Here is a 22,030-nt window from a genome sequence, read left to right as displayed (position 1 = left end):
CTCATAACGATTCGTCAAATTAAAGTGTAGTAGAGTTGGTCCCTGACGGAGATGATTTGCCGCTATGAGGAGGAACGTAGCGTCGGCTGATGCGTTAACCAGACACGTCGAATGGGAGGAAGCCATGTTCGATTTTTTGAAGCCAACTCATATCATTGTTGAGAATGACGAGGAGACCGGCACCTATGCCGATGCCTTGCTTCAGGTTCCCGAGTTGCAATTGACCAATGCCGCACACGAATATGGCCACGATGCCCATGCGCGGGACTATGGCGATCAGCGCGACATCGCGCGCAGTTCACTCGGATTTGTTTGAGCTCGAAAATAGAGCGCAACCCACCACGGACGAACGCGTTAATACGATATGTTAGAAGAGCGGGCAGCTTGGCCTCACGAATGGACTGATCCGGCGAACACAGTGGACCGGACGGCAATTTCAGCGGACCGGTTGCCCGCAAACATTTGGAGGCGCGACACAATGGGTATTGTCCCACCAGAGCCAGATCCCACAACCCCGCCCATTCCACCACAGCCTGAGATCCCTCCAATCCAGGAGCCAGAGCCCGACCGGCTGCCGGATGAAGTGCCAAATCCCAACCCCGATGAGAACGATGAGCCACCCATGGTGGTTTAAAGCATGTCGCGCAAAAGTGTGCAGCGGTTTTGCGATAACGACATGCGATAAAAGAAGGACCTAAAGCGTGCGAGCGAATCCGAAAGATCGCGACACGCTTTAGGTCAGACCAAGAAACGGCTTGCTGAGATGTGGCGAGCGCTTGGCGCCGAAACGCCAAGGCGATTCCACCCCCTTGCTAATCCCAATGCGCGGTCCGGCGACGATCTCTAGATCAGTCTGTGCCAATCGAAGGAGGATCGGCTGCTCCAACACCGAGATTCCATCGACATCGCCGGTAATCGCAAGCGCTTGGCAGAGTTTCCCGGGACCGGAGCACAGATTCCTTAGCACATCAGTTCCGCGTCTCATCTTCATCAGTTCCACGCCCGTCTCAGGCTCAAGCGCCCGGATCAAAACTGCGGAGCCAGAGGTGCAAACGATATTGGCGCACCAATGGATGCCGTAAGAACGATAGACGTAAAGGTGTCCCGGAGGTCCGAACATGACACGATTGCGCAGCGTCGGCCCGTTGAAACTGTGAGAGGCGGGGTCATCAGGTCGATAGGCTTCCGTCTCAACGATGATGCCGCCCGTGTTGTGAAAGCGAAACTCCATCCCGATCATTGCCTTGGCAACGACCACGGCATCTCTGTCGAAAAAATCCTTGTTCATTTCAATATGGTGACGCGCGAAGACGAAGGGAACAACCCGTTTTTTATACAGTTTGTGGATGAGGCCGTTCGTTCTGGCCAAGACTTGACCGCCATCAACAGGAGGCCATCATGGCGCAGGAAAAAGTTGCACTCGTTACCGGCGCTGGATCGGGCATCGGTCGCGCTTCCGCTATTGCTCTTGCCAAGGACGGCTACGTTATAGGTGCGCTCGGCCACACCGCCGATGAACTTGACACGCTCGTCGCCGAGATCAACACCAATGGCGGCAAGGCCCTGACCTTGGTCGCCGACGTGGCGGACGAGGCTGCAATGGATAGGGCCGTGACCGCGCTTGTTAAATCCCATGGGCGGTTGGACGTCGTGGTGGCGAATGCCGGCATCAACGGTGTATGGGCGCCGATCGATGACCTGAAGCCGGAAGAGTGGGATAAGACCATCACGGTTAATCTTCGGGGTACATACATGACCCTTCACAAGACGGTGCCGCATCTGAAGGCCGCCGGTGGCGGATCGATTGTCATCATCTCGTCCATTAACGGCACACGCACCTTCACGTCGCCCGGTGCAACGGCCTATTCGGCCACGAAGGCCGGGCAGCTTGCGATGGCGCAGCAACTGGCGCTGGAGCTTGGCCAGTACAAGATTCGTGTCAACGCGATCTGCCCAGGCGCAATCGAGACGAAGATCGACGACAACACCCATATCCGTGGCTCTCATGAAACGGCAATCCCGGTGGAATGGCCGGAGGGAGACATTCCGATCACAGGCGGAGCGGCGGGCTTGAGCGAAGACGTGGCCGATCTGGTGGTGTTTTTAGCAAGCGACAAGTCCCGTCACATTACCGGTACGCCGGTCTGGATCGATGGCGGTCAGGGACTTTTGCGATAGAGGAAGAAGCTGCTGTTCCTGCTCACGTCGTTGTGTGTCTATGATTAACGGACTCGTAACGTAAATTCACGACTCTTTGTCCGATTGGGTGATTGCCGTTATGTGGTCACCTTCTTTAGGTAGGCACACGGCAGAGAGACGGGCAAGACGTTCCATGAACACTTTGGCAAAATCGGGTTTCGTAGCGACGAAGCTTCGAGGCATCATGATCGCATCGGCGCGCGCCGCAGCTGTCATTGGGCTGTGCGCGTCGCTTGCCGCCTGTACCTCCATGGGTTTCGATAGCGCGTCGAAAGAGCCGCCTAAATTATCCTCCAAGGTTGCTGCGGCCATGTCTGCAAAAGGCATGAAGCCGGAAAACCCGGTGCTGGTTCGCATTTTCAAGCAGGAAAGCGAGCTGGAAGTCTGGAAGGTCGATAAGACCGGCAACTATGCCCTGTTCAAGTCCTATCCGATGTGCCGGTGGTCGGGCAAACTTGGTCCCAAGACGAAGAGCGGAGACAGGCAGGCACCTGAAGGTTTCTATCATGTCTCTTCCAGCATGCTGAACCCGAACTCGCAATATTACGTCTCTTTCAACCTCGGCTATCCGAACCGCCTTGAATCGGCTCTCGGCTATACGGGTGAAGCGCTGATGGTGCATGGCGCCTGCTCCTCGTCTGGCTGTTACGCCATGACCGATGCGCAGATCGGCGAAATTTACGCGATCGTCGAACGGGCGTTGAAGGGCGGGCAGGATCGCTTCCAGGTTCAGGCCTATCCGTTCCGCATGACGGCGAAGAATTTGGCGGCTTACAAGAACGATCCTAACTTCCCCTTCTGGCGCACGCTGAAGGACGGCTACGACTATTTCGAAGTCACCCGCCGTCAGCCGAAGGTGTCGGTCTGCGGTCGCCGTTATGTTTTCAATACAGAGTTCGCTGACGGAGAACCGGCTGATCCGCTTGCTGCCTGCCCACCGGCCACCAACCAACTCGACCCGCAGGTGGCCTCACGTCTCGACATCGAGAAGCAGAAACTTGAAGTTGCGATGGCTGGGGGAACTTCCAGCGTGATGAACGCTTATGTCGATGGCGGAATGCATCCGAGCTTCCGCGCTCTTTTGAAAAGCAGCGGGGCAAAGACCATGGCCGGACGGGTTTCCGGTACGAAATATCCGATAAGCCGACCGGAAGCGGCGCTCGCCGATCCGTTTTCCGGCGCACGATAACGACACCATCGGCCCGGAAATCGAAACCGATTTCAGAAGGCACGATGCGCATATTTAAAGGAGATAGAGTGTCATTTCTCCGTCCCATAGGGATGCACGGCGCTCTTGTTGATGAGGACCTGGATTGAAGAAGCATGAAACGACACGCCGGAGCTTTCTGTTCGGCACTGGCGGACTAGCCCTGACAGCACTTTCAGGGTGCACCACCACGCCACGCGAGACGGTGGAAACGCGCCCGAGAGTCGATCCCTATTACGCCGAAGTCTATGGACCTAAGCCGGATGAGCAGTTCCCGCTGCCCGCGATCCCATACCAGAAAATCGATCCGCGTTTCTATCGTCAGATGGTCGAGAACCCGACCGGCGAGCGACCGGGAACGATCGTCGTCGATACGGCGAACCACTTCCTTTATCTCACCTATGAGAATAACCAGGCGATGCGCTATGGCGTGGGCCTGGGACGGGCCGGCTTCGAGTGGGCGGGCAGGGGTGTCATCCAGTACAAGCGCCAGTGGCCGCGCTGGACTCCGCCAGACGAGATGGTCGCACGTCAGCCGGAACTTGCGCCCTACAGTGCTGCCAATGGCGGCATGGCTCCCGGCTTGATGAACCCATTGGGCGCAAGGGCGCTCTACATCTTCAAGGACGGTCGCGATACGATCTATCGGCTGCACGGTTCGCCGGAATGGTGGACGATCGGCAAGTCCGTCTCGTCCGGCTGCGTCCGCCTGATGAACCAGGACATTGTTGATCTCTACAATCGTGTCCCGGACGGCACGCCCATTGTCGTGACCTCGCTTGCTCCATCGTCACAGGTTATGGCGGGTGCGCCTGCTCCGCAGGTCGTTGCTGGTTTGCCGGGTACTTACTAATTCAAGGAGCGTTGCCGGTCAGGCCGGCGTCGCTTCCCATTCCACGCAGATACGTGTTCCGGAATGCGCCTGAACACTGCTCTGCTCCACCGTCGCCTTGAGGCTTTGAGCCATGGCCGAAATGAGCTTCGTGCCAAGCCCGGTTCCTTGCGGTTTCGGCTTGCTGCCCATGCCCACACCATCGTCCTCGACGGTCAGTTGCAGCTTGCCCTCGCGGCTCTTGAGCGCAATTCGGATATCGCCGTCACCGCTGGGATAGGCGTATTTGAGGGAGTTGGTGGCAAGCTCTGTCACGATCACGCCGAGTGCCACCGCCTGATCGGGTGCTGCGCTGATCGTTTCCATTTCCGTCTTGATGCGAATGCGCTCATTGTCCGGGCCGGATTTCGCCAGTTCGTTGATGATCGAGGACAGATAGGCGTCAAGATCGACCACACCCATATTGTCGGCGGTGTAGAGGCTGCGGTGAACACCCGCGATGGCGGAGATACGGTTCTGGGTTTCGGATAGAACGGTGCGCGCCTCTTCGCTGGAAGCTGCGATCATCTGCATGCGGATCATGGCCGACACCAGTGACAGGCTGTTGGCGATGCGGTGGTTCATCTCCTTGGCCATCAATTCTGCGCGTTCCTTGGCCCGCACGAGAAGACGCTCGGCCTCCTCTTTCTCTTTGCGGAGCTGGAAGTTGGCGCAGACCTGTTCGATTGAGGTCAAGAGCAGCGGGAAGAAGTCGTCGGCAACCGTTTTGATGACGTAATCCGCGGCACCCGCCTTCAACGCGTCGATAGCGATCTGGGCCTCGCTGGCGCCAGTGACATAAAGAACGGGTGTATCGCGGCTGCGGTCGCCGATGGCATTGAGAAATTGCAAGCCGGTGCCGCCATGGAAATAATGGTCGAGCACCACGGCGTCGAATATGCCGGCGTTGAATTTCTCAAGCCCAAGAGCGACGGAGGGTGCATGGTCGACCTGAACGCCGTGCCGACCCAGCACGCGTGTAGCGAGCCGAGCGACTGCGGGATCATCATCGACATAAAGTATATGCACCGCTGTTACGCCTTTATGGAACCTGTATCACCGAGAAGAAGAGGCCAAGGTTTCTGATCGCGGTTGCAAAGCCTTCGTAGTCGACTGGCTTTGTAATATAGACGTTTGCGCCGAGATCGTAGCACTTCTGGATTTCAGTCTCGTCATCTGTCGTCGTCAGCACGACCACAGGCAGACGCCTGGTATGCTCGTTGCTTTTGATCTGCTCCAATATCCTGATTCCAGACATATCGGGAAGATTGAGGTCAAGAAGAACGAGAATATATCGGTCCTTGCTGACGAGGCCGTCGCGGTCCGGTCCGAGAATGTAATCCAGCGCCTTGTTGCCAAGCGTGAAGGGCACGATCTCGTTATTGACGCCTGCGCGTCGCACATTCTTTTCGATGAGGCGGGCGTGTCCTTCATCGTCTTCGATCATGACGATCGTGACTTCCTGGCCGGTGATTTTCATATCTCGTTACCTCGTGTGATTTTACGCAGATCGGTTGGCAAGGTGAGATGGAATGTACTTCCCTTGCCAAGTTCCGAGGCAACCGTAATGTCCCCGCCTAAATTTCTTATTAGCGAACGAACATGTGCTAGTCCAATGCCCTCGCCCTGCTGATCCTGATCTCCGGCACGCCTGAAGAGTTCGAAGATCCGCTCAAAATCGTCTTCCGCGATACCACGTCCATTGTCTGTGATGTCGAGCCGAACGATACCACGTCCCTGCGGCAAGATGCGCGCAGAAATTTGGAGCGGACGACCCTTCATCTGATACTTGACGGCGTTGTCGAAGAGATTGCCGAGGATCTGGTCGAGCGAAATCCTGTCGCTGATGACCGTGAAGGGCTGCACATTGACATCGATCTCACCGCCCACCGCAGAAACCTGATGCTGTACGCTTGCGGCGGCTGCCGCCAAAAGCTCTTTCAGATCGACTTTCTCCGCCTGCAACTTACGCCGGCCATCGCGGGAAATCTTCAGGATCGCATTGATCAACTGATCCATCTTGCGGGTGGAGGAACGGATGAAACCAATTGCTTCGGGCAGGTCTTCCTTGACGGCAAGGCGGGCATCTCTGATCTCGTTTTCCGAGAGCGTGGCGCCATCGGCCAGCACGTAGCTCTCGATGGGTTTCAGCGAGGCTTCGAACTCGGACAGAAAGCCCATGATGTTGACGAGCGGCGCGCGCAGATCGTGCGTCACGATATAGGCGAAGCGCTGGATCTCCTGATTGGCGCGTATCAAGTCACGGGTACGCTCGTTGACGCGTTCTTCGAGGCCACGATTGAGGGAATCGACCTCTTCGCGAGAGCGCATCAGTTCGCCGACATATTTCGCGATCAGGAAAAGAGCGCCGCTCACAACCGCAATGATGGCGATAGCGCCGCCAATCGTCACCCAGCGAAGATTGTCGGCTGCCCGCAACTGATCCGTAACGATGACCCGTAGGCGATCATCCGTCACGTCCTGAAACTCATCCAAGGTGTTACGGATCTGCTGCATGTAGAGGAGACCCGTATCGGCACGCACGATGTTGATCGCCTCATCGACCCGTCCCGCATCCACCAGTTCGATCGTGCGACCGATTTCGGTGATCTTTGCGTCGAGGGCCGTCTGGAGGACAGGAAGTTTCCCGGCATAGATCGGCTTGTCCTGAACGCTGGCCACGAGCCGCGCACGCTTTTCAGGAAGCGTCTGTACGGCTTCCTTATAAGGCGCGAGATAATCTTCCGTGCGCGTCAGCAGATACCCGCGCTGACCAGTTTCAGCGTCCTGGATGGTGGTGAGGACGTCCAGTATCCCTGCACGAATGCGGCGCAGATCCACAATCTCGCGGGAGTAATCATCGTTCTTTTGTACAAGCCAGAGCGATGCTCCAACCATTCCGATCAGCAGCGCTATGCCAAGCCCCAGCATGACCAGCGTTCGCCTGACAAAGGGAGAGAGTTTGACCAATGACGTCCCCACATCTCATTCGGCACAGTTGCCCGGCATGTCGCAATGCTCAGTTGAAAACGACCTATGCCTATCCTGTTGTTTATGCAAGTTCCCGCAGGCTTGCCAGCAGGATAGTACGGTTTCGCACAAAAGAGTTTGACTGTCGTCAGGGTAGTGGAACCAAAATTCTGCGTTTGCTGTTGTTGCCGCAAAGCTAAAACAGTTCTGGAGACCCCGATGAAACGGTTCGCAGCAGGCGTCGCCGCGCTCTTCCTATTGTCAACGACGACCGTCGTTCTTGCGCAAAACTACGAAGTCAGCAGTATTGCGCCGACCAAGAAAGTCTCGTCTACCAATTCCGTTACGAAGAAGCCAAAGCTCGCCAATCGGACGAAAACAGCCGTGGCTGCCAAAACGGACGTTGCCCCAAAAGCGGAAGTCGCTCCTAAAGCTGAGGTCGCTGCTACCTACATCGTTGATGTGTCTGGAAAGCGTGTGCGGCTTATCGGCCCACGCTTTTATCCCGACAATTCCAACGAGGTGGAGTTGGCGGGGCGCAAAGACGCCTTGATGAGAGAAGCAGCGCTGATGGATACGTCCATTTCGACGGCTTCGCGATAAGCCGCTTGCTGCAATCAGGCGTAACGCCCTTTCATTCACTTGGGGATCTATATGGCGGGAAGTGCAAGAAGCGGCTGGATCAGGCCTGACGACGACAAGTCGCAAAAGGCCACGTTTCCAGAGCTGTTCTTCGATCTCGTCTTCGTCTTCGCTCTGATCCAGCTTTCCTATACTTTAACGGAAGATTTTGGAGCAACCGCCCTTTATGAGGCCGCGATCCTCATTCTCGCACTTTGGTGGCTGTGGGTGCACACCACTTGGCTTACCAATCTGCTCAATACCGATAAGGAGCCTGTCAGGATGCTCCTGTTCGGCCTCATGTTTGCAGGGGTGTTGCTTGCCATCGCTTTACCAAAAGCGTTTGAGAGCCAAGGCATCATTTTTGCTTCGATCTATACGGCGATGCAGCTGTCCCGCTCGCTCTTCGGTCTCTATGTGTTCCACGGCGTCGATCACGGTAATTCCAAGACATTCGGCAGGATCACCGTCTGGCTGGTCGTTTCCAGCGTCTTCTGGATCGCAGGCGGCCTGACTGATAGCTTGACCTCTCGGCTCGTCTTATGGACGGTGGCGATCGCCATTGAATATATAGGGCCGCTTCTGCGGTATTATGTTCCTGGCATGCGTGCCCATGATGATGAGCAGCTTCTCCTTTCGGGCGAGCATCTTGCGGAGAGATGCGCGTTATTCGTCATCATTTGCCTCGGTGAAACGATCCTCACGACCGGCAAGACGGCAACGGAATATATGAATTCCAGCCTGACCTTTGTGGTGTTCTGCGCGGCCTTCTCCAGCACCGTCATCATGTGGTGGATATATTTTCACCACGGGCAGGAGCAGGTCTCGGAAAAGGCAGAAGAGACGGCGGAGCCTGAGAAGATCGCACAGAATCTCTTCAACTACGGCCACCTACCCATCGTTGCAGGCGTCATCTTGACGGCTGTGGGCGAGGACTTCAGCCTTTCGAATAGCCATGATCCGGCGACCTTGAGGGAGTCGCTTGCGATATTGGGCGGGCCGATCCTGTTTTTGCTCGGCAACATTGGCGTCAAGGTTGCGGCATCCTATGTCAGGCCAGTGTCGCATTTTGTCGGTGTCGGAGTGCTGGCGGCACTCCTCTTCGTCCCAGATATTCCGCTTTATGGTTTGCAGATTGTCAGTGGCTCCATCCTTCTGCTCGTCGCGATCTGGGAATACGTCGCGCTTCGCAAACATGCCGCGGCAATAGGTTAGTCGCAGCACTTCGAACCGCGTTCAGCTATCACTGCTCTTCAGCAGTCACGTCGAAGTTGCTGAAGTCTCCATTGTCGATGAAGGCTTTCAGCATGGCCTTGTAAGGCTCGGTATCGATCTTGTTGTGAGCCAGCCACTCTGGATTATAGTAGGTGGCAGCGTAGCGATCTCCACTGTCGCAGATCAAAGAGACGAGCGAACCTTTTCGCCCTTCCTTCATCATCGCAGCTGCAATCCAGCAGACACCGAAGAAATTCGTGCCAGTGGAGCCGCCCACGCGCCGGAAGAGGCGTTCTGAGAGGACATGCATCGCAGCGATGGATGCCGCGTCCGGTATCTTGATCATGTGGTCGATGACGCCGGGGATGAAGGAGGGCTCGACACGCGGTCGGCCCACGCCCTCGATGCGCGATGGCGTCGAGCAGGTGACGTTGCGATCTCCCGACATGTAGGATTGGTAAAATGCCGAGTGCTCCACATCCACCACGCAAAGCCGGGTGGGAAGATTGCGATAACGGATGTAGCGCCCGATCGTGGCGGAGGTGCCTCCGGTACCGGCATTCATCACCACCCATGATGGCTCTGGATGCTCTTCGCTCTGCATCTGGTCGAAAATGGATTCGGCGATATTGTTGTTGCCGCGCCAATCCGTTGCGCGTTCCGCATAGGTGAACTGGTCGAGATAGTGGCCGTTCGCTTCCGCAGCCAGCTTCTCGGCAACGGTATAGACTTCGGCGGGACTGTCGACGAAATGACAGCGGCCGCCAAAGCGTTCGATGGCCTCCACCTTCTGGCGGCTGGTGGAATGCGGCATGACGGCAATGAAGGGAAGGTCGAGCAGATGCGCGAAATAGGCTTCGCTGACAGCGGTGGAGCCGGACGAGGCTTCTACTAGCGTCGTCCCCTGCCGGATTTTGCCGTTGCAGATGCCGTAGAGGAACAGAGAGCGCGCGAGGCGATGCTTGAGGCTGCCCGTTGGGTGCGTCGACTCGTCTTTCAGATAGATCGATATGCCGCGCAGGCCGTTAAAGACGGGCTTTACCAGATGGGTATCAGCTGAACGCCGTCCGTCGCCCTGAAGAATACCGATTGCGCGGCGCGCCCATTCGCGGTCTTCGCATGCCGGCAGTGGGGTGATTGGGGGCGTGGAAAGACATTCATGCATGGCGCTTGACCTCCATCTGCTCCAGCAGATTTACCGCCAAACGCAGTGTGCTTGAATATTCTTTAAAAATAGCATTTCCCATAAAATCATGCTCCCATGAAAAGATATGGAAGAAGAATGTTCCATGGAATCGTCCTATCTTAGAACGGTGGCTTTGCAAAGTGGCTGGCTGCAAACGGGTGCAATAAGGCGCGGAAATTGAGGGCGCGCGCGTGGGGCTCCCCAAATCTCACGAGACAGCGATCACCTCAGGCTGTGCCATCCACCAGAACGAAGGGCTGTCCCTTGGAGCACGTTTCGATGCGCGCCTCGACGCGATAGATATCGCGCAGCATAGCGGGCGTGATGACATCTTCAGTCGCCCCGCTTACCACCATCTGGCCACCGGCTATCACGATGGTGTTTTCGCAATAGCGCAGCGCGTGGTTCAGATCGTGAAGCGCAATCAGCACGATCATGCCCTCGCGACGGGCGAGGCTTGAGATGAAGTCCAGCACTTCGACCTGGCGGTGGAGATCGAGCGCTGACGTCGGTTCATCCATCAAGAGTACTTCCGGCTTGCGTACCAGGGCCTGCGCGAGAGAGACAAGCTGACGCTGGCCGCCCGACAATTCGCCAAGCCCGCGGAAGGACAGGTTGTCGATATTCAGCGCTTTCAAGATGGCGTCGATCTCGGCCAGCTCGTCGTCGTGAACTTTCCAGCCGCTTCCCTGCTTGGCGGAAAGCAAAATGGATTCGTACACCGTAAGCACTGCATTTGCACCGGTGTCCTGGGGCATGTAGCAGATCGTCTTCGGGCCTTGCTCCATCTGCGATAGCGTCACGACGCCTGGCCCGGAAATCAGGCTGGCAATGCGCTTGAAGAGCGTGGATTTTCCCGCGGCGTTCGGGCCGATGACGGCCGTGACGCTTCCGGCCCGCAGCATGTCCATACTGACGTTGGAAAGAACCGTCGTGCGCCCATACTTCGCGCCGACATCCTGGAGAGCCAAGGCTACCATGCGCGCCTCCTGTTGGAAAAGATCAGGATGAAGAAGAAGGGAACGCCCACAAGAGCAGTGATGACGCCGATCGGCAGCACGGCGCCGGGGATCAGCATCTTGCTGACGACGGAGGTGACGGAAAGAAGAAGCGCGCCGCAGATGACGGAGCCGGGCAGAAAGAAGCGCTGATCCTCGCCCACCACCATGCGGGCAATATGCGGACCGACCAGACCGACGAAGCCGATCGTGCCGACGAAGGACACCGGAATGGCGGCCAGCAGGCTCACCGTCAGCATGGTCTGGAGGCGCAGGCGACGGACATTGACGCCCATGCTGGCTGCCTTGTCATCGCCAAGCCGGAGCGCCGTCAAAGCCCAGGCGTTCTTCATGAAGAGCGGCACCGTCAGCACGAGAATGGCGGCCGTGACATAGACCTTTGCCCATGTCGCTTTGGTGAGGCTCCCCATGGTCCAGAAGACGACCGCTGCCAAAGCCTGTTCTGATGCCAGATATTCCAGCAGTGACAGGGCGGCATTGAAAGTGAAGACCAAGGCGATGCCGAGAAGCACAATAGTTTCGACGCTGACGCCACGCATCGTCGAGGCGAAGTGAATGAAGAGAGCAGCCAGCATCGCCATGATGAAAGCGTTGATTGGAACCATATATTCCACGGCGCCTGGAAAGATCGCGACGCCGCCGACGAGTCCCATGGCTGCGCCGAAACTTGCCGCTGCCGAGATACCAAGTGTGAAGGGGCTGGCAAGCGGGTTCGACAGGATGGTCTGCATCTGTGCGCCAGCGACGGAGAGAGAGGCCCCGACGGTGACCGCCATCAGGGCGATTGGCATGCGGATATCCCAGATGACCACGCGAAGCTGGTTGGCGACAGCCGCCGGATCGAAGATTGCACTCACAACGTCTGAAAGCGTGTAACGCGCCGGCCCCAGCGCCATGTCGGTCGCAACGCTGAGGCACAAGGCCAGAAGAAGACCGACGAGGATCAATATACGGCGACCGGCAAGTGCCCGGTATTGATGCCCTCCTGTCGTCGCTACAGGCATTTCGCTGATGGAAGCCATCTTAGTTTACGCCTTTTTCGAGAGAGACGAAGTAACCGGGCTTGTATGCGATAGGCAGGAACCTCTTGTGGAAGTCATCGAAGTTCTTTTCTGGATCAAGGTCGGCAAAGAGATCGGGATGAAACCACTTTGCGAACTGCTGGATCGGCACGAATTCATAGGGAGCACCGTAGAACTGGTGCCAGACGGCGTGCACATTGCCATCTCTGACAGCCCTCAATTCGGGAAAGGGCGTGCGTGTCATGAGTTTGGCAAGGCGCTCACGCGAAAGCTTCATGTCCGCGCCGCGTCCAACCGGGACGAACTGGTTGATGTCGGATTCCGCGGCCCAGTTCGAACCTGTGACGATGATGTGGGCTGGATCGGCGACGACGAGTTGCTCCGGGTTGAGATCGCCGAAGGTTGTCTTGATCACGTCGGACGCAATATTGTGGCCACCGGCCTCTTCAATCATCGCACCGAAATTGACCGGGCCGAAGGTACGGCAGCAGGTGTTCTCGCCGGAGATACCCGGTGCGCGCTCTATGAAGACGCCAGGGCGCTTCAGATCCTTCACAATTGCCAGCTTGTCGGTAACGAGTGCAATCTGCTCGCGGCGATAGGCCATGAATTCGTCGGCCCGCTGTTCGGCGCCGAAAATCTGGCCAAGGGCGCGAATGGAGGGTTCGGTGTTTTTCTCCGGATCGAGCCGGAAGTCGAGATAGACCACCTTGATACCGGCTGCTGCCGCCTTTTCTTCGAAGCCGCTTTCCTTGGCGCTTTGCTCTGCCTCCAGGTTCAGCGTGATCACGTCTGGCGAGAGTGCAATCGCCGCCTCCAGGCTGAACTCACCCTGCGGTAGATAGCCGAAGCGTGGAAGGTCCTTGATCTGCGGAAAACGCTCGACATAGGCGGTGTAGCTGTCCGGGTCCTTCTTGATGAGATCATCGCGCCAACCGACGATGGTGGCGAACGTCTGGTCACCCTTGAGGGCCGCGACAACATGAACCTGCCGGGCTTCGCCCAGGATCACCCGCTTCGCAGGCAGATCCATCTCGACGGTACGACCGGCCGCGTCGATGATTTGCGCCGACAAAGCCGGGGAGGAGAGCGTCGCAAGGATGATGGTTGCAATCGTGCCAAGCGTTTTGAAAATCATGGGATGACCCTCTTTTAAAAACAGCATGGCGAGGCGGATCTAGCCCGCCTCGCATTGTTCGTTTCTGGCCGTTAAGGCCATCATGGTCTCGATCTTAAGTGTTGTCTTTCAACGAGACGAAGTAGCCGGGCTTGTATTCGAGCGGCAGGAAACGCTCATGCAATTCCTTGAAGGTCGCTTCAGGATCGAGGTCCTTGAAGAGATCGGGATGCAGCCACTTGGCGATCTCCTGGATCGCGACGAACTGATAGGGGTTGTTGTAGAACTGGTGCCAGATGGCGTGCACATCGCCGTTCTCCACCGCCTTGACGCCGGTAAAGCCCGGGCGTTTCGTCAGGGCCTCCAGCTTGCGATGGGCTTCCTTCAGGTCTGCACCATAGCCAACACCCACCCACTTACCGCCCGGAACATAGGCTTCCCACTTGCCGCCGGTGATGATGATCTGGTCTGGATTGGAAGCAATGATCTGCTCGGGATTGACCGTGCCGAAGGTGCCGGGAATGATGCCCTTCGCCATGTTGATGCCGCCAGCGATCTCGACCATCTTGCCGAAATTCTCATTGCCGAAGGACATGCAGCAATCGTCAGAATAGCCGCCAGCGCGCTCGACAAAGACGACGGGCTTCTTCGGGTTTTCCTTTTCGAGAACGTCGGTAACGCGCTTGATGCTGTCGGAGCGGAACTTGATGAAGTCTTCCGCGACCGCTTCCTTGCCCATAAGCTTGCCCATGAGGCGCATGCTCGGCTCGGTGTTTTCCATCGGCTTTTCGCGGAAGTCGACATAGACGAGCGGGATGCCAACCTTGCCGAGCTTCTCGATGTAGCCGGCTTCCTCCGTTGCGGTCTTGGCATCGACGTTCATCAAAATGACGTCGGGCTTCAGCGTAACCGCCTGCTCGATATCGAATGTGCCATCCTTCATGCCGCCGAACTTCGGCAGCTTGGCGATATCCGGATACTTTGCGAGATAGGCCGCATAGGTTTCCGGATCGGCCTTCGGCAGATCGTCGCGCCAACCAACAACGTGTTCGAAGGGATTGGTCTTATCCAAGGCGGCAAGGAAATAAATTTGGCGGCCTTCGCCGAGAATGACGTGCTTGACCGGCACGTTGACCTCGACATCGCGTCCGGTAACGTCTTTGACTGTCACTTTTTCAGCAAATGCCGGCCATACGGTCGACAATAGAAGGCCCATTGCAAGAACTGCGGATCTGCTCGTAATGCGCATTGAAAATAGCTCTCCAATAAAACTTTTGGCGCTTTAAGATTTTATGATTGCATTAGTCAAGTTTTATCTTTTAGAGGAATTCTGAACTGCAATCGCGAAGGTCGACCGGCATGGACAGCGCAAATGGTTATGGAAGCAATTTTGGTTTGAGAGATGAGATCAAGGCCTTTTGGTCCGCTCGCGCTGCCACCTTCGATCTTTCACCCGGGCATGAAATCTTTTCTGAGGACGAACGCGCTGCCTGGCATCGGCTCGTGTTGAAGCATCTGGGACGGGGTGAGGGGAGGCAGGCGCTGGATCTTGCCAGCGGCACGGGCGTCATCTCGCATCTGATGGATGATCTTGGCTTCCGTGTCACCGGTCTCGACTGGGCAGAACCCATGCTGGAGCGCGCTAAGGCCAAGGCGAAGAGCCGAAACCGGCAGATCACTTTCCGAATGGGCGACGCGGAAAACACCATGGAGCCGGACGCGACCTATGATGTGGTGATCAACCGCCATCTCGTCTGGACCTTGGTCGATCCGCAGGCCGCCTTCCGCGAATGGCTGCGGGTCTTGAAACCCGGCGGGCAGGTGCTGATCGTCGATGGCGATTTCGTCAATGTCACCCGCATGGAGAAGTTTCTGAAAGACCTCGCGAACTGGCTGCAAAGGCGCGGGCTTCTAAAAGCCGAAGCGGTGCACATGCCGCCGGATATGGCGGGCACGCATAACAACATTCTCTCACGCGTCTATTTTTCCAATGGTGCGCGTGCCGAGGCAGTGGCAGCACTGCTGCGCGATGCCGGCTTCGAGAACGTGACGATCGACACCGATCTTCGCGACGTTCACAAGAGCCAGGCAAAGAACTGGAATGTCCTGAAGGCTGCGGCGCGTGGCATTCAGCACCGCTACGCTATCTGTGCGCGCAAGCCGGGATAAGAAAAGCCCCGGATTGCTCCGAGGCTTCAGGATCGTGTGATCAGCCGGCTTTCGCCATCGCCTTGGCGGCCATACGAGCCCGGATCGACTCCACATCCGATTTTGGCGTCGCCGCAAACAATGTGCGGGTGTAGCTGTGCTTCGGGTCGGAAAAGACCTCGTCGCGGGTGCCGTATTCAACCGCTTCGCCGAAATACATCACCATCACTTCATCGGCGATATATTTTACCACCGACAGGTCATGGCTGATGAAGACATAGGTCAGGCCAAACTCGTCCTGAAGGTCGGCGAGCAAGTTCAGCACCTGGGCCTGGACCGAAAGGTCGAGCGCGGAAACCGGCTCGTCCAGCACAAGGAGCTTCGGATTGAGCATCAGTGCACGCGCAATGGCGATACGCTGGCGCTGACCACCGGAGAACATGTGCGGATAGCGGTTGTAATGCTCAGGGCCGAGACCGACGCGCACCAGCATGTCGGTTGCCTTTTCGCGACGCTCGGCGGCGGACATGTTGGTGTTGATCAGAAGGGATTCACCCAGCACGTCGCCGATCTTCTGGCGCGGGTTGAGCGAGCCGTATGGGTTCTGGAACACGATCTGCACCTTCTGGCGCATTTCCGGCGTCAGGTGGCCGGGACGTGTGTCCATCTTCTCGCCATCGATGAAGAGATCGCCGGAGGTCGGCTCGTCGATGAAGGTCAGCATGCGGGCAAGCGTCGACTTGCCGCAGCCACTTTCGCCGACGATTGCCAGCGTCTTGCCGGTCTCGAGCTTGAAGGACACGCCCTTGACGGCATGGACCGTCTTGCTCTTTTTCAGAAATCCGCCGGGGATATGGTAATCCCGTTTCATGTCACGGATTTCGAGCATGATCTTGTTGTCGCTCATGCCGTTTCTCCCCCAATGCTCGAGGCTGGCGTCGGTGTACCGTCGAAGAACTGCGAAACGGTGGTCAGGCGATCGCCCGTCGCATTCTCCGGCAACGCTGCCAGAAGTGCCTTGGTATAGTTGCTCTTCGGGTTTTCAAACAGAGTGAGCACGTCGGCCTCCTCCATCTTGCGACCCTTGTACTGAACCACGACGCGATCCGCCGTTTCCGCCACCACGCCCATATCGTGGGTGATCATGATCAGGCCCATGCCGTTTTCTGCCTGCAGGCGCATGATAAGATCGAGGATCTGCTTCTGGATCGTCACGTCGAGCGCGGTCGTCGGCTCGTCGGCGATCAGGAGCTTTGGATTGCAGGCAATCGCGATGGCGATCATCACGCGCTGGCACTGGCCGCCAGACATCTGATGAGGGAAGTGCTTCAGGCGTTCTTCCGGGTCCGGCAGCCCCACGAGCTTGAAGAGTTCAATGGCACGGGCGCGCCGTGCCTTCTTGTCCAGACCCATATGGATGCGCAGAACTTCCTCGATCTGGAAACCGACGGTGAAGCAAGGGTTGAGGCTTGCAACCGGCTCCTGGAAGATCATGGCGACATCCTTGCCGATCAGCTTGCGGCGATCGGATGCGCTGAGCTTCTGGATATCCTTGCCCTGAAAGAGCATGCGGTCGGCGGTGATGCGCGCCGTCCACGGCAGCAGGCCCATGACGGCCAGCATGGAAACGGACTTGCCGGAGCCGGACTCGCCGACGATGGCAAGCACTTCACCCGGATCGACCGAGATCGACACGCCATCCACGGCGCGGAACCAGCCATTGGCGGTTTCGAACTCGACGGTGAGATTATCGATTTGCAGAAGTGCCATATCAGGACCTCTTCAGTTTCGGGTCGAGCGCATCACGCAGACCGTCGCCCATCAGGTTGATGGCAAGAACGGTGATGAGGATGGCAAGACCGGGGAAAGTGACGACCCACCATGCGCGTAGAATGAATTCACGCGCTTCGGCAAGCATGGTGCCCCATTCGGGTGCGGGCGGCTGCGCGCCCATGCCGAGGAAGCCGAGAGCGGCAGCATCGAGAATGGCGTTGGAGAAGGAAAGCGTCGCCTGAACGATGAGCGGCGCGGTGCAGTTCGGCAGAATGGTGCGGAACATCAGACGCAGCGGACCGGCGCCTGCCAAGCGCGAGGCCGTAACGTAATCCTTGGATTTCTCCGACATGACGGCGGCACGGGTCAGGCGCACGAAATGCGGCTGAAGAACGAGCGCAATCGCGATCATGCCGTTGGTCAGCCCCGGTCCAAGAATGGCGACGAGAACGAGCGCCAGAAGCAGCGACGGAAAGGCCAGGATGATGTCCATCAAACGCATGATGGCGGTATCGAGCCAGCCGCGATAATAGCCTGCGAGAACGCCGATGACGACGCCGGTGGTCAAGGACAGGGTGGTGACGAAGACGCCGATGAACAGCGAATACTGCGCGCCATAGATCAGGCGGGACAGGATATCGCGGCCGACAGGGTCGGTGCCGAGCAGATAGGTCAGGCGTCCCCCTTGCACCCAGGCGGGCGGCAGAAGGACGGCGTCACGATACTGCTCGAACGGCGAGTGCGGCGCGATGAAGTGTGCGAAGACGGCGATGATCACGAGCGCGATGAACACATAGAGCCCGATCACGGCGCCCTTGTTCTCGGAGAAATAGAACCAGAATTCCTTGAGCATCTGCTTGCGCATGGCGGCAGAGGAAACCGGTGCTGCGGTTTTGGTAATAGCGGTATCGGCCATGAAACGGTCCTCCCTTTAGTGCCGGATGCGCGGGTTGATCAGGCCATACAGGAGGTCAACGATGAGGTTGACGACCATGATGATGCCCGCAATCAACAGCAGGCCGCCCTGGATAACCGGGTAATCGCGGCGGAAGACGGAATCGACCATCCACTTGCCGATGCCCGGCCAGGAGAAGATCGTTTCGGTGAGGATGGCACCCGCCAGCATGACGCCGACCTGGAGACCGATGGTGGTGATGACCGGGATCATGGCGTTGCGCAGCGCATGGATGCCGATCACCCGGAAGGGAGAAAGGCCCTTGGCGCGTGCGGTACGCACATAGTCTTCCGACAGCACTTCCAGCATGGCCGAACGCGTCTGGCGCGCAATGACGGCGAGTGGAATGGTGGCAAGCACGATCGATGGCAGCGCCAGATGGCTAAGCGCGGAGGTGAATGCCCCCTTCTGCCCAGACAGCAGCGAGTCGATCAGCATGAAGCCAGTGACCGGCGGGAAGTAGTACATCAGCGAGATGCGTCCCGAAACCGGTGTCCATTGCAGAATGCCGGAAAACAGGATGATCAGCAGCAGGCCCCACCAGAAGATTGGCATGGAATAGCCGACGAGCGCGATGCCCATCAGCCCCTGATCGAAGATCGAGCCGCGCTTGATGGCCGCGAACACACCTGCCGGAATGCCAATGCAGATAGCCAGGATGATGGCGCAGAAGGAGAGTTCGACGGTTGCCGGAAAGAGCGCGAAGAACTGATCGATGATCGGCGACTTGGACACGATGGACGTGCCGAAATCACCTGTCAGAATGCCCTTCAGATAGTCGAAATACTGGATCACCAGCGGACGGTCGAGACCGAGAGCCGCGCTGATCTGCGCATGACGCTCTGGCGACATGACGCGTTCGCCGGAGAGCAGCGCCACCGGATCGCCCGGCAGAAGCCGGATGAACAGGAACGCGATAATGGAAACCCCGATGAATGTCGGGATGAGCACGGCAATACGCCGCACGAGAAAGCCAATCATGAGAAACCTTCGATCTGTTCCTTGAGGAACCTATGCTCTGGCACGAGGCAGTTTCGCCTGCTTATTGGTATGTTATGAGTGCCGCATAAAGGAACTGCCGCGCACCTTCAAGAAGATGCGCGGCAAGTCTGTTTGGGTGCAGCGATTACTCGGTGATGTCGACGTTTTCGAACGTGAAGTCACCCAGCGGGCTCTGGACGAAGCCCGTTACTTCCTTGCGCATCGGAACGATGGACAGGGAGTGGTCGAGCGTCGCCCAAGGTGCTTCCTTCTTGAAGACAACCTGAGCTTCTTCGTAGAGCTTGGTGCGCTCGGCCTGATCGGTCGTAACCTTGGCCTTCTTCACCAGATCGTTGAACTCCTTGTTGCACCACTGTGCACGGTTGTTACCACCAACGGCTTCGCAGCCGAGCAGTGTGTCAAGGAAGTTGTCCGGATCGCCATTGTCGCCGGTCCAGCCGAGCATGACGGCGCCGTCACGATCCTTGGCCTTGGAGCGGTCGAGATATTCGGCCCATTCGTAAGAAACGATTTCGACCTTCACACCGATCTTGGCGAAATCATCCTGGATGATTTCGGCAGCGCGGCGGGCGTTCAGCATGTATGGACGCGAAACAGGCATTGCCCAGACCTTCATGGAAAGGTCCTTCACGCCAGCGTCTGCGAGCATCTTCTTTGCAGCGTCGAGATCGTAGGTATCGTCTTCGATCTTGTCGTTATAGGACCACATGGTCGGCGGCAGCGGGTTCTTGGCAGGTGTTGCCATGCCCTGGAAGACAGCGTCGACAATAGCCTTCTTGTTGATGGCCTTGTTCAGCGCCTTGCGCACTTCGACCTTGTCGAACGGAGCCTGGGTGGTGTTGTAGGCGAGGTAGGCAACGTTGAGGCCTTCCTGCTCCATGACCTTGAGGTTCGGGTCGGCCTTCATCGACTGCACGTCAGCGGCATTCGGGTAAGGCATCAGGTGGCATTCGCCAGCCTTCAGCTTCTGGTAGCGAACGGCAGCATCGGTGGTGATGGCGAAAACGAGATCGTCGATCTTCGGTGCGCCGCCCCAATAATCCTTATTGGCCTTGTAGCGGATGACGGCGTCCTGCTGGTAGCCGACGAAAGCAAACGGACCGGTGCCGACTGGCTTCTGGTTCAGTTCTGCCTGCTTGCCTTCAGCGGCGAGCTTGTCGGTGTATTCCTTCGAAACGATCGAAGCGAAAGGCATTGCGAGGTTTGCAAGGAAGGGAGCTTCCGGACGGTTCAGCGTGAACTTGACCGTCATGTCGTCGACTTTTTCGACCGACTTGATCAGTTCAGGGAAGCCCATGCCGGCGGCATATTCCCAGGACGTGCCCGGAACATACTGGTGCCAAGGGTTGTCGGTCTTGATCTGGCGCTCGATGGAGAAAACAACGTCATCGGCATTCAGGTCGCGGGTCGGTGTGAAGAAGTCTGTGGTCTGGAACTTGACGCCGGGACGGAGCTTGAAGGTGTACTCCTTGCCATCCTTGGAAACTTCCCAGCTCTCGGCGAGCCCTGGAATTGGCTTGGTGGTGCCCTTTTCGAATTCCAGCAGGCGGTTGTAAACGGTGTGTGCAGCGGCGTCGAAGGTGGTGCCGGCTGTGTAGAGGCCAGGATCGAAGCCTTCTGGCGAACCTTCGGAGCAGTAAACGAAGGTTTTCGCACTGGCTACGTTTGCGAAGCACGTCGCCGAAAGCAGGGCGGCGACGATGATGCCAAGTTTGTATCTCATATATGAGCTCCCAATTTTTTGTAAACGGCTCGCTTGTCCCGCGAATGCCGATTGATCGTCGTTATAAGAAAGTCTTTACATACTCAAGCGAACACTGAAACGATTCATATGATTTTTGATCAAATATTCAACTTTCCGCGATCTGATACTATTTTAGGCGATATCATTAGAATGTTATGATCGTCGGATCGGCTAAAAGTGATATATCCTTCTCTCGCGGCTACCTTGAGACATGCGAAAACGCCCCGCGAAAAGCAGGGCGCTGGAGAGGATATTAGCGGTTCAGTTCTCGACTTGTCGAGGTGCCTCAGGCTGCCGAGATTTTGTCGCCCACGACACGCCAGTTCACGAGGTTTTCCAGCACGGCCTTGATATGCGCGGGCTTACGGTTCTCGTAGTCGACGTAATAGGCATGTTCCCATATATCGATGCCGAGATAGGCGGGGCGACCGACAGCCACAGGATTGTTGCCGTCCTCATAGCCGACCAGCGCAAGTTTGTTCGCGTCGTCTCTGGTGAGCCATACCCAGCCCGTGCCGAAGACCTCATCGGATGCCGCGACGGCTTTTTCGATGAACTTGTCATAATTGCCGAATGCGGCGTTGATTTCATCCGCCGTTTTTCCCTCTGGTCTGTTCGGGCCGCCGGGTACGAACTGGTCCCAGTAGAAAATGTGGTTCCACGCCTGGGCTGCGTTGTTGAAGATTTTCTTGTCTGCCGCCTTTCCGTAAGACGCGGTCACGATCTCTTCCAGCTTCATGTCCGCATAGGGCTTGTCCTTCGAAAGCATATTGAGCTTGTCGAAATAGGCTTTGTGGTGCTTGCCGTAATGCAAGCCGACCGTTTTTGCCGAAATATGCGGTGCGAGTGCGTCCTCCTTGAAGGGAAGGGCGGGTTGCTCGAAAGGAGTTGCGGCACGGCCGATAGACGGCGTTGAAAGAACCGTTGCCGCAGCGGAGGCGGCGCCGGCAGCAAGGATTGCGCGTCTTGTTAGTATCATGG

The 22,030-nt window shown here is 57.2% G+C and carries 22 protein-coding genes; 7 read left to right on the top strand and 15 right to left on the bottom strand.

Annotated features, from left to right (window positions below):
- The first annotated feature begins 124 nt into the window (after positions 1-124).
- Entirely contained in the window at positions 125-316 is a 192-nt protein-coding gene (locus tag QE408_RS02565; RefSeq protein WP_306928280.1) for a hypothetical protein, read from the top strand.
- Between the two features lie 417 nt (positions 317-733).
- Here QE408_RS02565 and QE408_RS02560 read toward each other — a convergent pair whose 3' ends face one another.
- Entirely contained in the window at positions 734-1,288 is a 555-nt protein-coding gene (locus QE408_RS02560; RefSeq protein WP_306928279.1) for a DNA-3-methyladenine glycosylase, read from the bottom strand.
- 110 nt (positions 1,289-1,398) lie between these two features.
- Here QE408_RS02560 and QE408_RS02555 point away from each other — a divergent pair, with 110 nt between their 5' ends.
- The 3 genes from QE408_RS02555 (at position 1,399) to QE408_RS02545 (ending at position 4,259) form a co-directional block, all read left to right on the top strand.
- Entirely contained in the window at positions 1,399-2,178 is a 780-nt protein-coding gene (locus QE408_RS02555) for an SDR family oxidoreductase (RefSeq protein WP_306928278.1), read from the top strand.
- A gap of 205 nt (positions 2,179-2,383) precedes the next feature.
- Positions 2,384-3,388, top strand: coding sequence for a L,D-transpeptidase family protein (locus QE408_RS02550; RefSeq protein ID WP_306930160.1), 1,005 nt, complete (start codon positions 2,384-2,386; stop codon positions 3,386-3,388).
- 124 nt (positions 3,389-3,512) lie between these two features.
- On the top strand, positions 3,513-4,259 hold the full coding sequence (locus tag QE408_RS02545) for a L,D-transpeptidase (protein ID WP_306928277.1): 747 nt from the start codon (positions 3,513-3,515) through the stop codon (positions 4,257-4,259).
- An 18-nt stretch (positions 4,260-4,277) separates the two neighbouring features.
- On the opposite strand, the gene QE408_RS02540 is transcribed toward QE408_RS02545, so the two are convergent.
- The 3 genes from QE408_RS02540 to QE408_RS02530 are packed head-to-tail and all read right to left on the bottom strand — an operon-like array spanning position 4,278 to position 7,208.
- Positions 4,278-5,306 carry a sensor histidine kinase gene (locus tag QE408_RS02540; RefSeq protein ID WP_306928276.1) on the bottom strand — a complete coding sequence of 343 codons (1,029 nt, stop codon included), beginning with the start codon at positions 5,304-5,306 and terminating at the stop codon, positions 4,278-4,280.
- Positions 5,307-5,319: 13 nt separating this feature from the next.
- Positions 5,320-5,757, bottom strand: a complete 438-nt coding sequence (locus tag QE408_RS02535; RefSeq protein ID WP_306928275.1) for a response regulator — start codon at positions 5,755-5,757, stop codon at positions 5,320-5,322.
- Positions 5,754-7,208, bottom strand: coding sequence for a sensor histidine kinase (locus tag QE408_RS02530; RefSeq protein ID WP_306930158.1), 1,455 nt, complete (start codon positions 7,206-7,208; stop codon positions 5,754-5,756). The genes QE408_RS02535 and QE408_RS02530 overlap by 4 nt, the downstream gene beginning before the upstream one ends.
- A gap of 258 nt (positions 7,209-7,466) precedes the next feature.
- Here QE408_RS02530 and QE408_RS02525 point away from each other — a divergent pair, with 258 nt between their 5' ends.
- The gene (locus tag QE408_RS02525) at positions 7,467-7,850 is read left to right on the top strand and encodes a hypothetical protein (RefSeq protein WP_306928274.1); all 384 of its coding nucleotides are present in this window, start codon (positions 7,467-7,469) and stop codon (positions 7,848-7,850) included.
- A 51-nt stretch (positions 7,851-7,901) separates the two neighbouring features.
- Positions 7,902-9,083, top strand: a complete 1,182-nt coding sequence (locus QE408_RS02520) for a low temperature requirement protein A (protein ID WP_306928272.1) — start codon at positions 7,902-7,904, stop codon at positions 9,081-9,083.
- Between the two features lie 28 nt (positions 9,084-9,111).
- On the opposite strand, the gene QE408_RS02515 is transcribed toward QE408_RS02520, so the two are convergent.
- From QE408_RS02515 to QE408_RS02495, 5 genes are all read right to left on the bottom strand, one after another.
- Entirely contained in the window at positions 9,112-10,248 is a 1,137-nt protein-coding gene (locus QE408_RS02515) for a PLP-dependent cysteine synthase family protein (protein WP_306928270.1), read from the bottom strand.
- 248 nt (positions 10,249-10,496) lie between these two features.
- A complete protein-coding gene (locus QE408_RS02510) occupies positions 10,497-11,249 on the bottom strand; it encodes an ABC transporter ATP-binding protein (protein ID WP_306928269.1) in 753 nt (250 codons plus the stop codon).
- Entirely contained in the window at positions 11,243-12,310 is a 1,068-nt protein-coding gene (locus QE408_RS02505; protein WP_306928267.1) for a FecCD family ABC transporter permease, read from the bottom strand. The genes QE408_RS02510 and QE408_RS02505 overlap by 7 nt, the downstream gene beginning before the upstream one ends.
- Position 12,311: 1 nt before the next feature.
- Positions 12,312-13,448 (bottom strand): ABC transporter substrate-binding protein, encoded by a 1,137-nt coding sequence (locus QE408_RS02500; protein ID WP_306928266.1) that lies wholly within the window; start codon positions 13,446-13,448, stop codon positions 12,312-12,314.
- A 94-nt stretch (positions 13,449-13,542) separates the two neighbouring features.
- The gene (locus QE408_RS02495; protein ID WP_306928265.1) at positions 13,543-14,676 is read right to left on the bottom strand and encodes an ABC transporter substrate-binding protein; all 1,134 of its coding nucleotides are present in this window, start codon (positions 14,674-14,676) and stop codon (positions 13,543-13,545) included.
- Positions 14,677-14,786: 110 nt separating this feature from the next.
- Here QE408_RS02495 and QE408_RS02490 point away from each other — a divergent pair, with 110 nt between their 5' ends.
- Positions 14,787-15,596: a class I SAM-dependent methyltransferase gene (locus QE408_RS02490; protein WP_306928264.1), complete on the top strand. Its 810-nt coding sequence runs from the start codon at positions 14,787-14,789 to the stop codon at positions 15,594-15,596.
- 40 nt (positions 15,597-15,636) lie between these two features.
- Here QE408_RS02490 and QE408_RS02485 read toward each other — a convergent pair whose 3' ends face one another.
- From QE408_RS02485 to QE408_RS02460, 6 genes are all read right to left on the bottom strand, one after another.
- On the bottom strand, positions 15,637-16,482 hold the full coding sequence (locus QE408_RS02485; RefSeq protein WP_306928263.1) for a dipeptide ABC transporter ATP-binding protein: 846 nt from the start codon (positions 16,480-16,482) through the stop codon (positions 15,637-15,639).
- A complete protein-coding gene (locus tag QE408_RS02480; protein ID WP_306928262.1) occupies positions 16,479-17,345 on the bottom strand; it encodes an ABC transporter ATP-binding protein in 867 nt (288 codons plus the stop codon). The genes QE408_RS02485 and QE408_RS02480 overlap by 4 nt, the downstream gene beginning before the upstream one ends.
- Position 17,346: 1 nt before the next feature.
- Positions 17,347-18,264, bottom strand: coding sequence for an ABC transporter permease subunit (locus QE408_RS02475; protein ID WP_306928261.1), 918 nt, complete (start codon positions 18,262-18,264; stop codon positions 17,347-17,349).
- Positions 18,265-18,279: 15 nt separating this feature from the next.
- The gene (locus QE408_RS02470) at positions 18,280-19,284 is read right to left on the bottom strand and encodes an ABC transporter permease subunit (protein ID WP_306928260.1); all 1,005 of its coding nucleotides are present in this window, start codon (positions 19,282-19,284) and stop codon (positions 18,280-18,282) included.
- 145 nt (positions 19,285-19,429) lie between these two features.
- The gene (locus tag QE408_RS02465; protein ID WP_306928258.1) at positions 19,430-21,028 is read right to left on the bottom strand and encodes an ABC transporter substrate-binding protein; all 1,599 of its coding nucleotides are present in this window, start codon (positions 21,026-21,028) and stop codon (positions 19,430-19,432) included.
- A 307-nt stretch (positions 21,029-21,335) separates the two neighbouring features.
- The gene (locus QE408_RS02460) at positions 21,336-22,028 is read right to left on the bottom strand and encodes a superoxide dismutase (RefSeq protein ID WP_306928256.1); all 693 of its coding nucleotides are present in this window, start codon (positions 22,026-22,028) and stop codon (positions 21,336-21,338) included.
- Between the last annotated feature and the right edge of the window lie 2 nt (positions 22,029-22,030).

Origin of the sequence: Agrobacterium larrymoorei (assembly GCF_030819275.1) — a bacterium.
In the GTDB taxonomy this organism is placed as follows: Bacteria; Pseudomonadota; Alphaproteobacteria; order Rhizobiales; family Rhizobiaceae; genus Agrobacterium; species Agrobacterium larrymoorei_B.
Note: the sequence above shows the minus strand (reverse complement) of the source record. Positions and strands in the feature narration are given on the sequence as shown.